Source organism: Streptomyces toxytricini, assembly GCF_014649915.1.
Classification (GTDB): Bacteria; Actinomycetota; Actinomycetes; order Streptomycetales; family Streptomycetaceae; genus Streptomyces; species Streptomyces toxytricini.
The window spans coordinates 181,227-199,144 of sequence record NZ_BMTY01000013.1 but is presented as its reverse complement, the minus strand read 5'-3'; the positions used below and the strand labels follow the sequence as shown (position 1 = coordinate 199,144).

Here is a 17,918-nt window from a genome sequence, read left to right as displayed (position 1 = left end):
CTCCTCCAGGAAGTGAGCACGCACATGGCCGACACCGCCGACCAGAAGAAGCCCGCCGCCCGACGCCGCCGGGCCAGGCTCCTGTCGCCGCCCGCCTGGTGGCCGCTGCCCGCCGCCGCCCTGCTCGGGCTGGCCGCGGGCGGCGCGTACGGAGTGCTCAAGGCCCCCGAGTACGCCGCCACCAGCTACGTCGTCGCCGTGCCCGACGACACCACCGAGCCGGCCACGGCACTGGGCTTCGCCCAGGCGTACGCCCGTATCGCCACCAGCAGCTCGACCCTCGCGTACGCGCAGCCCCGCGCCGGCGTCAGCGCCCGCGAACTGCGCACCCACGTGCGGGCGGAGACCTCCCCCGAGTCGCCGATGATCGCGATCACGGGCACCTCGGCGAGCGCCGCCGAGTCCGCCGACATCGCCAACGCGGTCGCCGACGCCCTGACGCTGAGCAGCAACCAGGCGGCGAAGAACACCGGCGTGCAGCTCCTGCTGTTCAACCAGGCCGTCGCCCCCACCGACCCGGCCTCGCCGTCCGCGCCGGTCAGCGGCGCCGTCGGCCTGTGCGCGGGCGGCCTGCTGGGAGGGCTGTGGCTGCTCGCCCGGCCGGCCCGCCGCCGCCCCGAGGAGGAGCCGCAGCCCGCCCCGGAGCAGGCGGCCGCCGTGGAGGAGCTGGGTCAGGTGCCCGCGCAGGGTGAGCACGCGGAACCCAAGGAGAAGGAGCCCGTGCGATGACGACGGGCTCCACCGGTGCCCTGTCGGTGGCGCTGTGCCGCGACCCCCGCCAGTTCGCCGCCCTGGAAGAGCCCTGGAACGCGCTCTTCCGCTCCTGCCGGACCGCGACGCCGTTCCAGAGCCACGCCTGGCTGCACTCCTGGTGGCTGTCGTACGGGCGGGACGGCCGGCTGCGCGTGGTGCTGGTGCGCCGCGGCGGGGAGCTGGTCGGCGCGGCCGCGCTGATGCTGGTTCACCGGCCGCTGCCGCTGCTGGTGCCGCTCGGCGGCGGCATCACCGACCACTCCGACGTGCTCGTCGCCGACGAGTACGCCGACCGGGTCGTGCCGGCGCTGGCCCGCGGCCTGCACGAGGCGGCGCGCGGCGCCGTCGTCGACCTGCGGGAGGTGCGCCCCGGGGCGGCCGCCGAGGCGGTGTTCGCGCAGTGGCCGGGTGCCCGCAGCCGGCTCGCCGACTCCACCTGCATGGAGCTGCCCGCGCTGCCGTTCGACGAGCTTGTCAAGCGGATGCCGGCCTCCGGCGCCCAGCGGGTGCGGGCGAAGCTCCGCAAGACCGACGCCGCCGGGATCGAGGAGCGCGAGGTCACCGAGTACGAGGTGCCGCGCGCGGTGCGCACCCTGCTGCGGCTCCACGAGAAGCAGTGGCGCGGCCGCGGCGTCACCCCCGAGCACCTGCGGCCCCGCTTCGCCGAGCACCTGACGCGGGCGACGCGGCGGATGGTGCGGACGGGCGAGGGCCGGCTGACCGAGTTCCGGCTGGAAGGGAGGGTCGTCGCGGCGAACGTGACGCTGCTGTCCGGATCGTTCAGCGGCGGCTACCTGTACGGGGCCGACCCCGACCTGCGGACCCGGAAGGTCGACGTGGCGACGCTGCTGCTGCGCTACGAGACGGGCCGCGCGCTGGCGGACGGCCGGCAGGTGGTGTCCTTCCTGCGCGGCAGCGAGCCGTACAAGAACCACTGGCGTCCCGAGACGGTCGTCAACCAGCGGTTCCTGATGGCGCGTACGGCGCTCGCGCCCCTGCTGCGGCTGCACGAGTCGCAGGTGACGGGGCGCGAGCGGGCGGTCGGCGCACTGCGGGAGGCGCTGCCGGCCGCCAGGGACTGGCGGGCGCGGCTGGGCGAGCTGCGGGTGCGATGACGGCTCTACCAGGGCCAGAAGCCGGAATCCGAGCCCCAGTCGACCGAGACGCAGACCGACTCCTTGCCGACCAGCTTGGAGAGCCAGTCGCCGAAGCCCAGCGGCACGCACCACTGCGTGGTGTTGACGGGCGACGGCAGCTGCGGCTGCGGTGCCGGTGCGGTCGGGCTCGGCGCGACCGGGGTGGGTGCCGCCGGGCTCGGGGCGTCGGGGCTCGGCTCGGCCGGTGCGGGTTCGGAGGGTGCCGGCGCCGGGCGCGTGACCTCGGCGGAGGGCACGGGCTGGGGCGTCGGCACCTGCGGCGACGGCTCCGGCACGACGGGCGGGGGCACGGAGGGGGTGGGGACGGCCGGCACGGACACGGAGGGCGTCGGCACGGACGGGACCGGGACGGAGGGCGTCGGGACCACCGGCGTGGGCACGACCGGCGTCGGGACGACCGGCGTCGGAACCACGGGCGTGGGCACGACCGGCGTCGGGACGACCGGAGGCGGCACCTGCGGGGTGAGCGCCCTGCGGAACTCCTTCGCGGACCGAGGGTTCTGCTTGCACTGCCACACGCCGTGCGGGCAGTAGTCGGTGATGGTGTGGTACACCGGCTTCTGCTGCTCGATCCAGCGCAGCATGCGCCGCACGTACTCCGGATTGTCGCCGCGGCGGAACAGTCCCCACTCCGGGAACGAGATCGGCTTGCCGTGCGCCTTCGCGAAGTCGGCGTGGTGCTGGAGCCCGTACGGCTGGGTGATCTGGTCGTCGAAGGTGCGGCCCGGGCCCTGGTCGTAGGAGTCCATGCCGATGATGTCGACGACGTCGTCGCCCGGGTAGCAGGTCGTCCAGCCGATCGCGTCGGAGCCGCGGTTCGGGGCGAAGTCGAACCTGAAGCGCTGCCCGGGCACGGACCGCATGGTGCCCACGATGCGCCGCCAGTACGCCTTCCAGTTCTCCGGGTCGGGGGAGCAGCGGTGGGTGTAGGTGGTGCCGTTCATCTCCCAGCCCAGCACGACGACCGTGTCCGGGACGCCGAGGTCGACGAGGCGCTGCGCCAGCCTGCGGAAGTGCTGGTCGAAGTCGCCGGCGGCGCCGGCGCGGATGAGCCGGGCCACCTCGTGGTCGGGCACCCGCCCCTCGTTGCGCTCCTGCATGGGCACGTTGAGGACGAACAGCCGGTCGGGCCGGGCCAGGCGCCAGCGCGCCCAGTCGTCGAGGAAGCTGACGTTCCCCTCGATGCCGGCCCAGCGGTCCCCCGGCAGATACGTGTGCCCGACCCGGATCTCCCTGCCGCCGAGCCAGCGCGACAGGTACGGGATCCGCTCGACGCCGGGGGGCCCGTAGTCCAGGTAGGCGCCCACGGCGATGTCGGGGGACGACCCGGGGAGCTCCTCGTCCTCCGGGACCGCGAGGGTGGCCCCGGTGGCGAGGAGGCCGGCCGCGACCGTCCCGACGCAGGTGTTCGCCAGGCGGCGACGAGGTCTGGGCATGGCATCTCCCGGGCATTCCCGAATCGGTGTGCTTGTCCAAGACGTTAGGCATCACATCCGACGAACGGCCTGTCCGGTGACCCGCCGCGTAGGCCATTCGCAGTTGCGCATCGACCCCGCTTGGTCCGACTAGGTGAAAGACACCCCTTCCATGTACGAGTTCGCCTCCCACGTGCCCGCCGTTGTGCTCAGACTCGACCGGAACCCGTTCCACCACGGAACCCTCGGCGCCGTCAGATCCCTCGGGCGCAAGGGCGTGGAGGTCCATGCCGTCGTCGAGGCCGGGGGAGGACCCGTGGGGCGCTCGCGGTACCTGCGCGCCGTGCATCCGGGGCCTCCGGGTGGGTTGGACCCGGAGGCCCCCGACGGGCTGGAGGAGTGCCTCGCCGGGGTGTCGGAGCGGATCGGCCGGCCCGCGGTCCTCGTCGCGATGGACGACCTGAGCGCGATCGCCGTCGCCCGCATCGGCGCCGGGCGGCTCGACGGCCGGTTCCGCATCCCGCACCAGCCCGACGGGCTTCCCGCCCGGGTCGCGGACAAGGCCGAACTGGCCGCGCTGTGCGCCCGCTGGGACGTCCCGCACCCGGAGACCGCGCTCCCGGAGAGCGGGGCCGAGGCCGCCGAGGCCGCCTGGCGGCTGGGCCTGCCCGCGGTCGCCAAGTGGAGCCGCCCCTGGCTGCTGCCCGCGGGCAGCGGGCTGCGCAGCACCACGCTCGTGCACACCGCCGCCGAGGCGCGCCGGCTGTACGAGCGGACCGGCGAGGCGGGGAGCCGGCTGCTGCTCCAGCGGTTCCTGCCGGCCGGGACGGACACGGACTGGTTCTTCCACGGGGCGTTCGGGAGCGGCGGGCGGCCGCTGCTCGCCGGGTCGGGCCGCAAGGAGCTGTCGTGGCCGGTGCGGACCGGCCTGACGGCGGTGGGGCGCTGGCTGCCGGATCCGGCGGTCGAGGAGGCCGGGCTGCGGCTCGCCGAGCGGCTCGGCTACCAGGGGATCCTGGACCTGGACTTCCGGCGGGACGAGGAGGGCTGCTTCCGGCTGGTGGACTTCAACCCCCGGCCGGGGGCGCAGTTCCGGCTCTTCACCGACGGGTCCGGGCTGGACGTCGTGCAGGCCATGTACCTCGACCTGACGGGGCAGCAGGTGCCGGCGCAGTCCGGCGGGCCGGGGCGGGTCTTCCTCGCCGAGAACTACGCGCTCCTGGCGGCGGTACGCGGCCGCCGCCTGCCGCCGCGCGGACCGCGGGGAGGCGCCGGGGTGCCAGGGGGCCCGGTGGCCGGCGGCGGTACGGACGGCTCCGGCGGTCCCGAACCCGCGGCGGCCGTGGCGGCCTCCCCGGGTTCGGCGGGCGGCACAGGGGGCGGTGTGCCGGCGCGGCGGCGGGTGCGGCGGCGGGTGGAGGCGGCCTGGTTCGCCGGCGACGACCCGCTGCCGTTCCTCGCGATGATCACCGCGTTCCTCGGCCGGGGCGCGGACAAGGGCGCGCGCGCCCTGCGTCGCGTCCCGGCGCACGGGCGGCGCACGGCGCGGGCCGTGGTCCGCGCCCCCCGCCAGCGCGACCGCGGCCTCACCCCGCCGGCCGGATCGCCCCCGCCGAGCACCCGGCCGGCGGGGCCCCCGCCCGCCGTTCCCCCGCCCGCCGGCCCGGCCGAGCCGCCGGGCGCGGCCGACGCCGAGCCGGACGAACTGGTGGCTCGCTGACGGCGGGAGCCGGCGGGTCGTGCCCCCTGCGGGCGACACGCGGCGTGTCGGTGTTTGACCGGAGGGGCGCCGGGAAGTCACGGCGCACGGCTCCGGGCCCGTACCCGCCGCAGCGGACGGCGGGAGACCCATGCGACTGGAGGGAGAGCGGTGACGCGGATGGACGATCTCGTCGTGGTCGGCGCCGGTCCGTACGGCCTGTCGATCGCCGCGCACGCGGCGGCTGCCGGGATCGGCGTGCGGGTGCTCGGGCGCCCCATGGCCTCCTGGCGGGACCACATGCCCGACGGCATGTACCTGAAGTCCGAGCCGTGGGCCTCCAACCTGTCCGCACCCGGCGGCCGGCACACCCTCGCCGAGTTCTGCGCGGGCCGCGGCGTGGCGGCGGAGCACGGCCGCCCGCTGCCGATCGGCACGTTCAGCGAGTACGGCCTGTGGTTCGCGGGGCAGGCGGTGCCCGGGGTGGAGGAGCTCACCGTCACCGAGGTCACCCCGCAGGGCGACGGCTTCCGCATCCGCACCGCCGAGGGCACGCAGCTGCTCGCCAGGACGGTCGCGCTGGCCGTCGGCGTCATGCCCTTCGTCCGCCATCCGGAGGCACTGCACGCCCTGCCGCCCGGCCACTACTCGCACAGCACCGGCCACCGCGACCTGGCGCGGTTCGCCGGCCGGGACGTCGCGGTGATCGGCGCCGGGCAGGCCGCCCTGGAGACCGCGGCCCTGCTCGCCGAGTGCGGGGCCCGGCCCTGCCTCGTCGCCCGGCGCTCCTGGATCGGCTGGAACACCGTCCCTCCGCCGCTGGAACGGCCCGCGCCGGCGGCGCTGCGCCGTCCGCACAGCGCCCTCGGCAGCGGCTGGCGCACCTGGGCGTGGGCCGAGCTTCCGTGGGCGGTCCGCCGGCTGCCCGCCGCGCGGCGGGAGCGGATCGCGGCGACCGCGCTCGGGCCCGCCGGGGCGTGGTGGCTGCGGGACCGCTTCGAGCGGAGCGTGCCGGTGCTGCTGGGGCACCGGCTGCACCGTGCGGTCCCGGTGGGGGACCGGACCCGGCTCGGGCTGACGACCGCGGCCGGGGAGTCCGTGGTCCTCGACGTCGCCCACGTCATCGCGGCCACCGGCTTCGCCGCCGACCTGGCGCGCCTGGACCTGCTGGACGCCCGGCTGCGGGACGCGCTGGACACCGTCGGGGCCGGCCGCACGCCCGAGCTGAGTTCCGGTTTCGAGTCCTCGTGGCCGGGACTGTTCTTCGCGGGGCTGCTGACGGCTCCCTCATTCGGCCCTTCCATGCGATTCGTGCACGGTGCGGGGTTCACGGCGGGGAGACTGGTCGGGGGAGTCCGCAGGCGGCTCGGCGCCCGCAGCCGGCCGGCGGGCCCCCTCGGGACCCCGCGCCCCGCCCGGGCGGGCCGGGGGCCGTCCGAAGACGTCTCTGCGGTGAGGTGAGAGGGGTCCGCGATGACTGCGGAGCAGCGAGCACAGGGCCGGGGCTGGGTACGGATCCCCGCGAGCCGGACGGAGCGGCCCGCCTCGCCCGGCCCCGCCCCGTACGGGCCCGGACCGTACGGCCACGGCCCGTACAGGCCCCCGGCGCCCGCCGCCCCCGACCGTCCGACGATCTACCTTTCCCTCCTGGAGCGCTGGCGGGAGGCCGGGCGCACCCTTCCGGGGCATCCTGACGAGGAGTGGGAGCGGCTGATCTCCCAGCCGTGCTGGCCAGGCCGTTAGGTGGTGTGTGTCCATTGGCAGCGGCGGAGCACGACGGATCCGGACGGAACCGCCACGGGGCGGTGACGGGCCCCGGGGAGCGCCTCGCGCTGAACCGCATGGGCAGCTTCGAGTGGGACCTGGACGCCGGGACGCTGGCCCTGGACGGGTCCGGGCTCGTGGTCTTCGACCTGGAGCCCGACGAGTTCGACGGCACCCCGGAGGGCCTCGGCCTGCGCATCCCCCCGGACGACGGGAACCGGCTGGCGGAGGCGGTGCGCGCCGCCCTGGACGGGGGCGCCGAGACGTACGGCTCGTACTTCACGGTGCGCCGCCGCGACGGCGTCGACCAGTGGACGCACACCCAGGGCCGGATCCTGCGGGACGACGACGGGACGCCCCGCCGGATCGCGGGCATCGTCCGCGACGCGACGGCGGAGCTCGCGCACGCCACCGTGCTGCGGAAGCTGGAGTCGGCGCGGGCCCGGCAGGCCACGATCGTGCAGCGGACGACGGAGGCGCTGTCCCGGGCGGTGACCGTCGACGACGTCACGGCGGCGCTGACCGGAGCGGGCGCGCTGGAGCGGCTCGGCGCGGACGGGCTGGCCCTGAGCCTCGTCGAGAACGACGCGATGAAGGTGATCGCGCTGAGCGGGGAGTCCCTGGAGATCCTCGCCGAGCGCAGGTTCACGCGGCTGGACGGCTCGCTGCCGCTCTCCCGGGCCGTCCTGACGGGCCAGGCCCGCTTCGTCCCCTCGCTGGCGGAGCTGGCCGGGGAGTTCCCCCTGCTCGCCGACTACCTGGGCCGGATCCGCTACGAGGCGGCCGCGTACCTGCCGCTGATCGCGCAGGCCAAGGCGATCGGCGGGCTGGTGCTGTTCTACCGGCGGCGCACCGAGTTCAGCCCGGAGGAGCAGAACCTGTGCCTGGGCCTCGCCGGGATCGTCGCGCAGTCCCTCCAGCGGGCGCTGCTGTTCGACCAGGAGCGCGAGTTCGCGACGGGGCTGCAGGCCTCGATGCTGCCGCGGCGCATCCCGGAGATCAGCGGCGGGGAGATCGCGGTGCGCTACCACTCGGCGTGGAGCGGGCGGGAGGTGGGCGGGGACTGGTACGACGTGATCGCATTGCCCCGGGACCGCGTCGGCCTCGTCGTCGGGGACGTGCAGGGCCACGACACGCACGCCGCGGCCATCATGGGGCAGCTGCGGATCGCGCTGCGGGCGTACGCGGGCGAGGGGCACCCGCCGTCGACGGTGCTGGCGCGGGCCTCCCGATTCCTGGCCGAGCTGGACACCGAGCGGTTCGCGACGTGCATGTACGCGCAGGTCGACCTGGAGACCGGCGGTGTACGGGCCGTGCGCGCCGGGCACCTGGGCCCGCTGATCCGGCACACGGACGGGCGCACGGGCTGGCCGAAGGTGCGCGGCGGGCTGCCGCTCGGCCTGGCCTCGGCGTTCGAGCAGGAGGAGTTCCCCGAGACGCGGCTGGACCTGGTGCCGGGGGAGACGCTCGTGCTGTGCACGGACGGGCTGGTGGAGGAGCCGGGCACGGCGATCACCCAGGGCATGGAGGCGCTCGCGCACGCCGTCCGCAGCGGCCCCCAGGAGGCGGGGGCACTCGCCGACCACCTCTCGGACCGGCTGTGGGAGCGATGGGGCTCCGGCGACGACGTCGCCCTCCTCGTGCTGCGCCGGGCCCCCGACCCGGGCACGCACCGGGCGCCGCGGATCCACCAGTACGTCCACCAGGCGGATCCGGAGGGCCTGTCGGAGGCCCGCTACGCGCTGCGGCAGGCGCTGCGGGACTGGGGCATGCCGGACCTCGCGGACGACGTGGAGCTGGCGGCCGGGGAGCTGCTGGTCAATGCCCTGCTGCACACGGACGGCGGCGCGGTGCTGACGATGGAGGTGCTGCCGGAGCCGGTGCGGCGGATCCGGCTGTGGGTGAAGGACCGGTCCAGCGTGTGGCCGCGGCGGCGGACCCCGGGTGAGGCCGCGACCACCGGACGGGGCCTGCTGCTGGTGGACGCGCTGGCCACGCACTGGGGCGTGGAGTCGCGGGGCGACGGCAAGGCGGTGTGGTGCGAGTTCGACGCGCCGGGCAGTCTGCGCCGCGCCGAATGAGGGCGGGGCGGGCGCCGGGCGGGCCGTCACACGGAGTTGTGGCGGGTCGTACGCGGGGTGATGATGCGGTTCATGAGACCGACGACGTACTGCGCGGCATGCGGGGACCGGAGGCTTCCGTGAGGCGCCGCCTGAGCGCGCGGCGCGCGGCCGGCGGGCTGCTGGCGCTGCTCCTGCTCGCGGCCGTCGTGCCGGAGGCCGCCGAGCGCGCCCGGGACGCCGGGAACCCGGCGGGGGACACCGGCTGCCGCTCCGTGGCATTCATGTCCATGACGGGCGTGGCGCCCGCCTGCCGGTAGCGGCGGCTACCGGCGGGCGCTCCGGCCGAGCCCTGCGGCCGCGGCATCAGCCGCCGACGTGACCGGGGCGGCTGTCCACGGCGACCGCGTCGACCGAGGAGGGCAGCAGGCTCGCCCCGGAGAAGCCGATCTCCTGCAGCCGCGCCTCGAAGAGGGCCTCGCCCTCGTGGATGCCGCCCGGGATGCCCAGGCTCTGCGGGGTGCCGGCCGTGCCGCGCCACTCGCGCTCGGTGCCGTCGCAGACCGGGGACTCCTCCGCGGTGGTGGTCAGGCGGGTGCCCTCCTGCACGACCGTCGCGGAGATCTGCATCGCCCCCGAGGGTGATGCGGTGCTGCACTTGTAGGACCCGGAAAGGGTGATCGTGCCGTCCGCGGCGAGTTGCGCCCAGGGGCGGACGGAAATCTCCTGCTCGTACACGGTCGCGCCGGCGGGCGTCGCGAAAGCGGTTGCCGCGGCCAGTGCCGCGAGGACGGTCAGGGGCATGCGGGTCCGGCGAATGGACATGTTTCCTCCGGGTCGTTCCTTCGGGGCGGTATTCCGCCGCACCGCATTGTGGTGGCAGACGGCGGGACAACTCGTCCCGTACACCCGTGTCGGTGTGTGCAATTCCCCGCTCGGGCGCGTGAGACTGGCCGGAATCGTCCCCGAAGGTCCCCGAAGGGATCGCGCATGCGCCAGTCCGTCTCCGCCCCCGCCCTCGCCGCCGCAGCCCTCCTGCCGCTCCTGCTGCTCGGCGGCACGGCCTGCTCCCCGGCGCCCGACCGCGCCGCGTCCGCGCCCGCAGCGCTGCCCGCCGCCCCGGTGGACGACGGCGCTCCGGGCGACGACGGCGCCGGGGCCGGCACCGGCCCGGTCCGCGGCGCCGTCAGGGAAGTGCACGTCGGGGACGCCGTACAGGTGCACGGCCGACAGGTGGGCCGACACCTCCAGGCCGTCCTGAACGCCTACGTCGACCCGGCCGTCAGCGCCGACGAGAACTACTCCCCGCCCGCCGGGAAGCGCTGGGTGGCCGCCTCGATGTCGTTCGCCAACATCGGTGGGGCCTCGTACGGGGCGCTCGGCGGCATGTGGGCGCACGACAGCTCCGGGCAGCGCCACCCGGTCGTGCGGACCGGCGAACTCACCACCGGCAAACCCCTCGTATTCGATTCCCTCGCGGTCGGAGAACGGGCCGAGGGATGGGTCGTGTTCGAAATTCCGCAGAACGCCCGCATCGTGCGGCTCGAATACCACGATGCGAACGTCCAGGCGAATTCCGGAGAGGGCTTCTGGGCCGTATAGCCCGCCCGGGTGAAAGGCCGTCGGAGCCTTCCGGAAGGGCCACTAGGGTGCGGCGCATGACTTCCACACAAGCGGCAACCGACCGGACCCTGCTCGGCACCCTTTCGGTGCTCGCATGGATCGGCGACCCCTCCGAAGGACACGACGTCCCCTACCTCCTCGCCTACGCGCTCGGCGACGGGCCGCAGGGCCGCGAGGCGGGCGAGGAGGCCGCCCGCGCGCTGCTCCGGGAGATGGGCCTGCGCATCGGCGACGTCGTCGAGGACGGCACCCACAACCCGGCCGCCTTCCCGGTGCAGGTGGTGCTCGCCGACAACCAGGTCGCCCTGACCATGCCCGGCCTGAACGCCACCTGCACCGCCCCCGACGAATGGGTCGCCGCCGCCAACGAGAGCGGCCAGGTCTACTTCCTGTTCGCCACCCGCGCCTGGCCCGAGGCCGTGCCCGGCCGCCCCGTCGACCCCGACGTCCTCAAGGCGTTCGCGGGCGACGAGGCGGTCCTCACCGGCAGCGCCCACTGCGTCCTGTCGGTACGCCGCCTCCAGTAGCCACCCGCCCACGCGGCCCGGCGCCGGCGGCGTCCGGCCCGGCGGCGGCCCGCCCGGCAGCCGCCGCGTCAGGCGTCGCCGGGGGCGTCGAAGGCGAAGCGCAGCGAGCGGACCCGGTTGTCGAAGTTCGACCCCGCCAGGTCCGGCAGGCCCACGGCACGCAGCCCGACCGGCCGCGTCAGCAACTCCCGGAACAGCGCCTTCATCTCCACCCGGGCCAGGTGCGCACCCAGGCAGAAGTGCGGTCCGCCGCCGCCGAAGCCCAGGTGCGGATTGGGCGAGCGGGTGATGTCGAAGGCGTCCGGGTCGGGGAAGACCGCCTCGTCCCGGTTGGCGGAGGCGTAGTACAGCACCACCTTCTCGCCCGGCCGGAACAGGCGGCCGCCCAGCTCGTGCTCGGCGGCGACCGTCCGGCGGAACTGGATGATCGGCGTCGAGTGCCGGATCATCTCGTCCACCGCGCCGTCCGCGTACGCCTCGAAGTCCCCCAGCAGGAGGTCCCGCTGGCCGGGATGGTCCGTCAGCAGGCTCAGTCCGTGCGTGATCGCGTTCCGCGTCGTCTCCACCCCCGCGACCATCAGCAGCGAGAAGAAGGCGCCCAGTTGGCGGGCGCCCAGCGCCTGCCCGTCGACATTCGCACAGACCAGCGCGGAGATGAGGTCGTCGCCGGGATCGCGGCGGCGCTCCCGCCCGATCGCGGCGACCATCCGCTGCATGCGGGCCAGCGCGCGCAGCCCCCGCCCCGGCATCCGCAGCCGGGAGGCCAGGCCCCGCTCCACGCCGATGTTCTCCGAGGCGTGGTTGACCCGGTCGGCGATCTCCGGCCGGTACCGCTCCGGGATGCCCATCATGTTGCAGATCACCTCCAGGGGCAGCCGGGAGGAAACCGCCGAGACGAACTCGTCGGGCCGCTCCGCCAGGACGTCGTCCACGATCCGGGCGGCCACCGCGTGGACGTCCGCCTCGGCCGCGGCCAGCAGCCGCGGCGTGAACGCCCGCTGGACGACCTTGCGCAGCCGGGCGTGGTCCGCGCCGTCGAGGTTCACCATCGAATCTCCGAACAGGGCCCGCACCCACCGCGCCGGCTCGGGCGTCGTGACGCCCGGGGCGCTCGCGAAGACCTTCGGCAGCCGGCTGGCCTCCTGCACGTCCGCGTGCCGCAGCAGCGCCCAGTGCCCGCGCCCCCGGCCCTCGGGCACGTACACGGGCGAGCCGAGGGCCCGCAGCCGGGCGAAGGCGTCGAGCCGCGCCTGCGGCGGCTGCCGCCAGAACGCCGGATCGGCGAGCGCCCCGCACTCCGCCGCCGCGCCTGCCTCCGCGTTCCGCTGTACCGGGACTTCCATCGCGCCTTCTTCCTGTCGCCGGCGCACCCCCGGCGGCCGTCGCCGCGCGCGCTCCTCACGCACCAGAACGCTCCGACCGGGCCGAGGTCACGCCGACCGCGACCGCCGCCGACGCGGCCAGCCCGGCCCACAGCACCGCGTACGCACCGGTCCACGCGCAGGCGAGGACGGCGAGGGCCGCCACCGGCAGGGTGAGCTGCCGGGCCGCGCCATGCTTGAAGTGCCGCGCGTGCAGCAGCCACACGAAGGCGAGGAACAGCGCCGCCGGAACGGTCACCGCGAGGTTGGCCGCCGTCTGCGACAGGTGCACCTTGCCGACGGCGTGCTCGACGGCCACCTCGATGCCCGCACCGATCGCCGCCGCCGAAGCGAAGATCACGTAGTGCCCGTAGCCCCACGGGATCGCCTCGCGGTTGGTGCGCAGCCGGTCGTGCGCCGGCACGGCGAAGTAGATCCACCAGGCCGAGAACACCAGCAGCAGTCCGCCCGCCGCGATCGGCAGCAGCAGGTCCAGGGCTTCGTGCTCGTCGAGCGCGGACTGGACGGCGACCGTGCTCGCCGCGATGCTCTCGCCCAGGACGATGATGGTGAACAGGCCGTACCGCTCGGCGATGTGGTGCGGGTGCCACGGCGTCTGGTGCTTCCGCTCGGCGACGACCGGGACGAGCAGCTCGGCCGCCACCAGCACCAGGAACAGCCACCGGCGGGCCGACTCGGGAGCCGCGAGCAGGCCCACCCAGCCGATCTGGCAGACGACGAGCCCGGCGGCGTAGGTGAGTGCGCAGCGGCGGGCCGGCCCGCTCTCCCCGGCCGCGGCCCGCAGCCACTGCACGGTCAGCGCCAGGCGCATCACCACGTAGCCGAGGACGGCGACGGTCCAGTCGTAGTCGTTGAAGGCGCGCGGGATGCCCGCCGAGTAGATCAGCACGCCGGAGATCTGCACGAGGGTCGCGATCCGGTACGGCACGTCGTCGACGTCGTAGGCGGAGGCGAACCAGGTGAAGTTCATCCACGCCCACCAGACGCCGAAGAAGACGAACAGGTAGCCGGTCACGCCCTGGGCGGCGTGGTCCTCGGCGAGGGCGTGGACCAGTTGCCGGCCGGCCTGCGCCACCGCCACGACGAAGCACAGGTCGAAGAACAGCTCCAGTGCCGTCGCGGCCCGGTGGCCTTCCTCCCGGTCGCGGGCGGTCATGGGTGCGTACGCCATGCCGCCAGGACACCAGCCGCGGCAGCGGCGGCAGGCGAGGCGCGCGGCCGCGTGCGCCCGCGTGCCCCGGGCGGGCGTGCGCCGGGGGCGCGGAGGGCGCCCGGGCCCGGCCGTACCCTGGAGGCATGAGCACCGCCCCCGCCTCCGGCGACCGCCGCCCCGAGCCCGCGGCCGAGCCGGCCCCGAAGAAGCCGAAGCCGCGGCTGGTCTTCGACGACCCGCTGGACCAGCAGTCCTCTGACGACACCGACCGCGGCTGGGGGGAGCGGCCGCCCGCCGCCGGGAGCGCGGCCGACCTGGCCCGCTTCCTCGACGAGAAGCCGCCCCACCACCTGTGACGGGCTAGAGGCGCGGACCGCCGGTGCCGGGGGTGCCGGAGCCGCCGCCGTTCAGGGCGCGCTGGGCGACCAGCTCGTTGCGGATCTCCTTCAGCACCTCCAGCTCGGTGACCTCGATGGTCTCCTGCACACCCTCGCGGGCCTTGCGGCGCTCCTCCACCCTGGCCAGGTACTTGGCCATCGGCAGCACCATCAGGAAGTAGACGACCGCCGCCGTGATCAGGAAGGTCAGGGTGGCGTTCAGCACCGAGCCCCACAGGATGTTGACGCCGATCGCCTCGCCCTTCTCGTCGACCCCGCACGGGCCCTTCAGACAGGAGGAGTAGACGTCCAGGCTCTTGGTGCCGATCGCCCCGACCAGCGGGCTGATGATGCCCTTCACCACCGAGTTCACGATGTTGGTGAACGCCGCGCCGATGACCACCGCGACGGCCAGGTCGACCACGTTGCCCCGCATCAGGAAGGCCTTGAAGCCCGCCAGGACGCTTTCCTTGTTCTTGCTCACGACTGAGCCCTTCCTCGAATCCGCCGTACATGGAGCCAACGGTTCCGAAAGCTACGGCAGTCGGGCACGGCCGTGTCCAATCGGGCGTCCGTCCGCGGTGGATCGACGGCACTCCAGTCCGATTCGCCACGCCCGGCCGCCTCAGCACAGCGCCACCGCCAGCCGGGCCGTGGCCGCCGCCCCCACCAGCTCCCGCGCGGTGTCCCGGGGCACCGACAGCACCACCAGCGCCCCGCCGTCCCCGGCCGCCCCCGCCTCCTGCTCGGGGGCGGGCACCCGGGCGACCCGGGCCCCCGCCGCGACCAGCCGGGGCGGCCCCGCCCGTTCCGCCGCGACCACGTCCACCCGGTCGCCCGGGCGCAGCAGCCGTACGGTCGCCGCGTCGGCGATGCGCACCGGCGCCGACACCATCCGCACCGCCGCGGGAGGGGGTCCCGCCGCCGGCGGGGACGCTCCCCGGGAGGCCTGGGCGGCCTGGCCGCCGCCCGCCACCGCGAGCACCGCCGCGATCAGGGCCAGCGCCCCGGAGGCGGTGCGCCGCCGCCGGCGCAGGACCGGGCGCAGCCGGTAGCGGCCGGGGCCGACCCGCAGCGGCGCGAAGGCGGGCACCCGCCGCGCGGGCGGGCACGACGGCGCGGGCGGGCAGGGGGAGAGGAAGGCGTCGAGGGTGTCGGAGGACATGGCTGCCACCACCAAGAGGTCGGGTTCGCGGGGTCCGGACCCGGCGTCCGGACACCCCCACCATCCGCCTCCCCGGCCGGCCCCGCCCGGGCCTGTGGACGGTCCCGGGTTTGTGGACGGCCCCATCACCCTCCCGAGTGCCCGGCCGGGTCCGGCCCGGCGCGCGTGCGCAGCCGCGTACGCCCGTCCCCCCTTACGGCAGCCGGGTCACGGCAGCTCGATCCCCAGGTCCCAGCCGTCGTGCGCGTGCGTGCACAGGCAGTCGCGGGACTCCGTCGCCGGCAGCGCCGCCACCGCGTCGAAGAGGACCTCGCGCAGCCGGCCGACGTTCTCGCCGAAGACCCGGAGCACCTCGGTGTGCGAGACGCCCTCGCCGGTCTCCGCGCCCGCGTCCAAGTCCGTGACCAGCGCCATCGACGTGTAGCAGAGGCCCAGCTCGCGGGCGAGGACGGCCTCCGGGTGGCCCGTCATGCCCACCACGGACCAGCCCATCGCCGCGTGCCACTGCGATTCGGCGCGCGTGGAGAACCGCGGCCCCTCGACCACGACCATCGTGCCGCCGTCCACCGGCTCCCAGCCGCGGCCGCGCGCCGCGGCCAGGGCCACCGCCCGGCCGGCCGGGCAGTAGGGGTCGGCGAAGGTGGTGTGCACGACGTTCGGGACGGACCCGTCGGGCAGGGGCTCGCCGTCGAAGAAGGTCTGCGTGCGCGACTTCGTACGGTCCACCAGCTGGTCGGGGACCAGGAGCGTCCCCGGCCCGTACTCGGCGCGCAGCCCGCCGACCGCGCAGGGCCCGAGCACCTGGCGGACGCCGGCCGCGCGCAGCGCCCACAGGTTGGCCCGGTAGTTGATGCGGTGCGGCGGGACCTTGTGGCCCCGGCCGTGGCGGGGCAGGAAGGCGATCTTGCGTCCGGCCAGCTCGCCGAGGAAGAGGGAGTCGCTCGGGGCCCCGTACGGGGTGTCCACCCGGACCTCGGTCACGTCCTCCAGGAAGGAGTAGAAGCCGGATCCGCCGATCACACCGATCTCTGCGTCAGTCATGCGGTCACCCTAACGGGGCATGCGGAAGGCCCCGCCGGCCGGAAGGGCGGCGGGGCCTCGCAAGGCATGGGGCGGGATCAGGCGGCCGAGGTGGAGCTGCTGCTCGACGACGCGGCCGGAGCGGCGGCGGCCGGCTTCGGCGTGGAGGCCGGGGTGCTGCTCGACGAGGCGCCGCGGCTGTCGTTGCGGTAGAAACCGGATCCCTTGAAGACGATGCCGACCGCGGAGAACACCTTCTTCAGACGTCCCTGGCAGCTCGGGCACTCGGTCAGCGCCTCGTCGGTGAACTTCTGCACGGCCTCAAGGCCCTCACCGCACTCGGTGCACTGGTACTGGTAGGTCGGCACGAATTTCCTCCTGGCACTCTGACTCGATGAGTGCTAACGATGCTCCATGGTGACGCATTCCGTCCGATCAGTCCACCGTCACCGGCGTGCGGTGACCCACGCCACGCCCTTCGGCGGCGTCGGTGCGGGTCGCTGATGCGCCGACGACCCGGCTCGGGGCCTTGGGTGCCAGCTTGGCGCGCAGGGCGACCAGGGTGGCGAAGGCCAGGGCGGTGCCGGCCATCGGGACGAGGAAGCCGTAGGCGGAGCCGTGCGAGTCCGTCAGGTTGCCGGCCACGATCACGGCCACGGCCTGGCCGAAGGCGACGGCGCCGGTGAGCCAGGTGAAGGCCTCGGTCCGGGTGTTCGCCGGGACGAGCGCCTCGACCATGGTGTAGCCGGTGATCAGGGCGGGGGCGATGCACAGGCCGACGAGGAGGCCGAGCCCGCCGAGCAGGATCGCGGAGTCGGCGGTCCACAGCACGGACGCGGCCGCGGTCAGGCCGGCGTACCCGAGCAGCAGGCGGCGGCGGGGGCCGATCTTCCAGGCGATGGCACCGCAGGCGATGCCCGCGATCATGTTGCCGGCGGCGAAGACGCCGTAGAGCAGACCGTTCGCGCCCGGGTTGCCGATCTCGTTGGAGAAGGCGGCCAGGGAGACCTGCATGCCGCCGAAGACGGCGCCGATGCCGAGGAAGGCGGCGATCAGGACGCGCAGGCCGGGGTGGGCCAGCGCCGAGCCGCGGCGGACGGCGCCGGCCTCGTGGCGAGCGTGCGCACGGGGCTGGGAGGCGCGGCGGGCGGCGAAGACGAGGCCGCCGGCGAGGGTCAGTACGGCCTCGGTGGCCAGGCCGGCGGCCGGGTGGACGCCGGTGCACAGGGCGGTGGCCAGGACGGGGCCGACGACGAAGGTGAACTCGTCGGTGACCGACTCGAACGCGGCGGCGGTCGGCAGCAGCGGCGAGCCCTCCAGGCGGGCGGCCCAGCGGGCCCGCACCATGGGGCCGACCTGCGGCACGGAGGCACCGGTCGGAACGGCTGCCGCGGCGAGCGCCCACAGCGGGGCGCCGGTCAGTGCGAGGGCGACGAGCCCGGCGACGGCGGCGGCGTGCGCGAGGACGCCCGGGACGAGCACGGCGCTCTGGCCGTGGCGGTCGGTGAGGGAGCCCATGACCGGGGCGAACAGCGCCATGGATATGCCGGTGACGGCGGAGACGATGCCGGCGCTCGCGTACGAGCCGGTGGTGTGCTGCACCAGCAGCAGGATGCTGATCGTCAGCATGCCGAAGGGGAGGCGGGCGGCGAACCCCGGGAGGACGAAGCCGAGGGCGCCGGGAGTGCGCAGGAGCTGTCCGTAACCGGGTCGGGCGGACGTGTCGGTCGTGACCGCGGATGTCACGGCCTGGCCTTTCCGCTGCCTGGTAGAGCTCCCGGTCTGCGGAGGTGTTTCGCTGGTGAGCGGCCGCACCCGTACGT

Annotated in this window: 18 protein-coding genes; 9 read left to right on the top strand and 9 right to left on the bottom strand. The window is 75.2% G+C overall.

What is annotated here, in order from left to right:
- Positions 1 to 24 precede the first annotated feature (24 nt).
- Both IE170_RS18465 and IE170_RS18460 read left to right on the top strand, forming a co-directional pair.
- Positions 25 to 729 (top strand): YveK family protein, encoded by a 705-nt coding sequence (locus IE170_RS18465; RefSeq protein WP_189810484.1) that lies wholly within the window; start codon positions 25 to 27, stop codon positions 727 to 729.
- On the top strand, positions 726 to 1,868 hold the full coding sequence (locus IE170_RS18460) for a GNAT family N-acetyltransferase (protein ID WP_189810483.1): 1,143 nt from the start codon (positions 726 to 728) through the stop codon (positions 1,866 to 1,868). The genes IE170_RS18465 and IE170_RS18460 overlap by 4 nt, the downstream gene beginning before the upstream one ends.
- Positions 1,869 to 1,873: 5 nt before the next feature.
- On the opposite strand, the gene IE170_RS18455 is transcribed toward IE170_RS18460, so the two are convergent.
- Positions 1,874 to 3,346: a glycoside hydrolase family 26 protein gene (locus IE170_RS18455; protein WP_189810482.1), complete on the bottom strand. Its 1,473-nt coding sequence runs from the start codon at positions 3,344 to 3,346 to the stop codon at positions 1,874 to 1,876.
- Positions 3,347 to 3,479: 133 nt separating this feature from the next.
- Between IE170_RS18455 and IE170_RS18450 the strand changes: the two genes are divergently transcribed.
- The 4 genes from IE170_RS18450 to IE170_RS18435 all read left to right on the top strand — a co-directional run bounded on the left by IE170_RS18450 (position 3,480) and on the right by IE170_RS18435 (position 9,168).
- Positions 3,480 to 5,045 (top strand): carboxylate--amine ligase, encoded by a 1,566-nt coding sequence (locus IE170_RS18450; protein ID WP_373299012.1) that lies wholly within the window; start codon positions 3,480 to 3,482, stop codon positions 5,043 to 5,045.
- 159 nt (positions 5,046 to 5,204) lie between these two features.
- Positions 5,205 to 6,485, top strand: coding sequence for an NAD(P)-binding domain-containing protein (locus IE170_RS18445; RefSeq protein WP_189810481.1), 1,281 nt, complete (start codon positions 5,205 to 5,207; stop codon positions 6,483 to 6,485).
- A 380-nt stretch (positions 6,486 to 6,865) separates the two neighbouring features.
- On the top strand, positions 6,866 to 8,869 hold the full coding sequence (locus IE170_RS18440; protein ID WP_223856744.1) for a SpoIIE family protein phosphatase: 2,004 nt from the start codon (positions 6,866 to 6,868) through the stop codon (positions 8,867 to 8,869).
- A gap of 119 nt (positions 8,870 to 8,988) precedes the next feature.
- Positions 8,989 to 9,168 carry a hypothetical protein gene (locus IE170_RS18435; protein ID WP_223856751.1) on the top strand — a complete coding sequence of 60 codons (180 nt, stop codon included), beginning with the start codon at positions 8,989 to 8,991 and terminating at the stop codon, positions 9,166 to 9,168.
- Between the two features lie 46 nt (positions 9,169 to 9,214).
- Here the strand turns inward: IE170_RS18435 and IE170_RS18430 are convergent, their stop codons facing one another.
- Complete coding sequence (locus tag IE170_RS18430; RefSeq protein ID WP_189810478.1) at positions 9,215 to 9,673, bottom strand: DUF6299 family protein; 459 nt, start codon at positions 9,671 to 9,673, stop codon at positions 9,215 to 9,217.
- 165 nt (positions 9,674 to 9,838) lie between these two features.
- Between IE170_RS18430 and IE170_RS18425 the strand changes: the two genes are divergently transcribed.
- Complete coding sequence (locus IE170_RS18425; protein WP_189810477.1) at positions 9,839 to 10,450, top strand: DUF4352 domain-containing protein; 612 nt, start codon at positions 9,839 to 9,841, stop codon at positions 10,448 to 10,450.
- Positions 10,451 to 10,506: 56 nt separating this feature from the next.
- On the top strand, positions 10,507 to 10,998 hold the full coding sequence (locus IE170_RS18420) for a DUF5949 family protein (RefSeq protein WP_189810476.1): 492 nt from the start codon (positions 10,507 to 10,509) through the stop codon (positions 10,996 to 10,998).
- Positions 10,999 to 11,066: 68 nt separating this feature from the next.
- On the opposite strand, the gene IE170_RS18415 is transcribed toward IE170_RS18420, so the two are convergent.
- Both IE170_RS18415 and IE170_RS18410 read right to left on the bottom strand, forming a co-directional pair.
- On the bottom strand, positions 11,067 to 12,341 hold the full coding sequence (locus IE170_RS18415; RefSeq protein ID WP_189810475.1) for a cytochrome P450: 1,275 nt from the start codon (positions 12,339 to 12,341) through the stop codon (positions 11,067 to 11,069).
- A gap of 55 nt (positions 12,342 to 12,396) precedes the next feature.
- Positions 12,397 to 13,551, bottom strand: coding sequence for a low temperature requirement protein A (locus IE170_RS18410; protein WP_189810474.1), 1,155 nt, complete (start codon positions 13,549 to 13,551; stop codon positions 12,397 to 12,399).
- 125 nt (positions 13,552 to 13,676) lie between these two features.
- Here IE170_RS18410 and IE170_RS18405 point away from each other — a divergent pair, with 125 nt between their 5' ends.
- The gene (locus tag IE170_RS18405; protein WP_114057905.1) at positions 13,677 to 13,889 is read left to right on the top strand and encodes a hypothetical protein; all 213 of its coding nucleotides are present in this window, start codon (positions 13,677 to 13,679) and stop codon (positions 13,887 to 13,889) included.
- A gap of 4 nt (positions 13,890 to 13,893) precedes the next feature.
- Here IE170_RS18405 and mscL read toward each other — a convergent pair whose 3' ends face one another.
- The 5 genes from mscL to IE170_RS18380 form a co-directional block, all read right to left on the bottom strand.
- Positions 13,894 to 14,394: a large conductance mechanosensitive channel protein MscL gene (gene mscL / locus IE170_RS18400; protein WP_189810473.1), complete on the bottom strand. Its 501-nt coding sequence runs from the start codon at positions 14,392 to 14,394 to the stop codon at positions 13,894 to 13,896.
- 141 nt (positions 14,395 to 14,535) lie between these two features.
- Complete coding sequence (locus IE170_RS18395; RefSeq protein WP_189810472.1) at positions 14,536 to 15,075, bottom strand: hypothetical protein; 540 nt, start codon at positions 15,073 to 15,075, stop codon at positions 14,536 to 14,538.
- A 207-nt stretch (positions 15,076 to 15,282) separates the two neighbouring features.
- Positions 15,283 to 16,116, bottom strand: coding sequence for an S-methyl-5'-thioadenosine phosphorylase (locus tag IE170_RS18390; protein WP_189810471.1), 834 nt, complete (start codon positions 16,114 to 16,116; stop codon positions 15,283 to 15,285).
- 77 nt (positions 16,117 to 16,193) lie between these two features.
- On the bottom strand, positions 16,194 to 16,463 hold the full coding sequence (locus tag IE170_RS18385) for an FmdB family zinc ribbon protein (RefSeq protein WP_189810470.1): 270 nt from the start codon (positions 16,461 to 16,463) through the stop codon (positions 16,194 to 16,196).
- A gap of 67 nt (positions 16,464 to 16,530) precedes the next feature.
- Positions 16,531 to 17,841, bottom strand: a complete 1,311-nt coding sequence (locus IE170_RS18380; RefSeq protein ID WP_189810469.1) for an MFS transporter — start codon at positions 17,839 to 17,841, stop codon at positions 16,531 to 16,533.
- Positions 17,842 to 17,918 lie beyond the last annotated feature (77 nt).

Coding starts and splice junctions, on each gene's coding strand:
- IE170_RS18465 (WP_189810484.1), top strand. CDS start 25: ATGGCCGACACCGCCGACCAGAAGAAGCCCGCCGCCCGACGCCGCCGG.
- IE170_RS18460 (WP_189810483.1), top strand. CDS start 726: ATGACGACGGGCTCCACCGGTGCCCTGTCGGTGGCGCTGTGCCGCGAC.
- IE170_RS18455 (WP_189810482.1), bottom strand. CDS start 3,346: ATGCCCAGACCTCGTCGCCGCCTGGCGAACACCTGCGTCGGGACGGTC.
- IE170_RS18445 (WP_189810481.1), top strand. CDS start 5,205: ATGGACGATCTCGTCGTGGTCGGCGCCGGTCCGTACGGCCTGTCGATC.
- IE170_RS18440 (WP_223856744.1), top strand. CDS start 6,866: ATGGGCAGCTTCGAGTGGGACCTGGACGCCGGGACGCTGGCCCTGGAC.
- IE170_RS18430 (WP_189810478.1), bottom strand. CDS start 9,673: ATGTCCATTCGCCGGACCCGCATGCCCCTGACCGTCCTCGCGGCACTG.
- IE170_RS18425 (WP_189810477.1), top strand. CDS start 9,839: ATGCGCCAGTCCGTCTCCGCCCCCGCCCTCGCCGCCGCAGCCCTCCTG.
- IE170_RS18420 (WP_189810476.1), top strand. CDS start 10,507: ATGACTTCCACACAAGCGGCAACCGACCGGACCCTGCTCGGCACCCTT.
- IE170_RS18415 (WP_189810475.1), bottom strand. CDS start 12,341: ATGGAAGTCCCGGTACAGCGGAACGCGGAGGCAGGCGCGGCGGCGGAG.
- IE170_RS18410 (WP_189810474.1), bottom strand. CDS start 13,551: ATGGCGTACGCACCCATGACCGCCCGCGACCGGGAGGAAGGCCACCGG.
- IE170_RS18405 (WP_114057905.1), top strand. CDS start 13,677: ATGAGCACCGCCCCCGCCTCCGGCGACCGCCGCCCCGAGCCCGCGGCC.
- IE170_RS18395 (WP_189810472.1), bottom strand. CDS start 15,075: ATGTCCTCCGACACCCTCGACGCCTTCCTCTCCCCCTGCCCGCCCGCG.
- IE170_RS18390 (WP_189810471.1), bottom strand. CDS start 16,116: ATGACTGACGCAGAGATCGGTGTGATCGGCGGATCCGGCTTCTACTCC.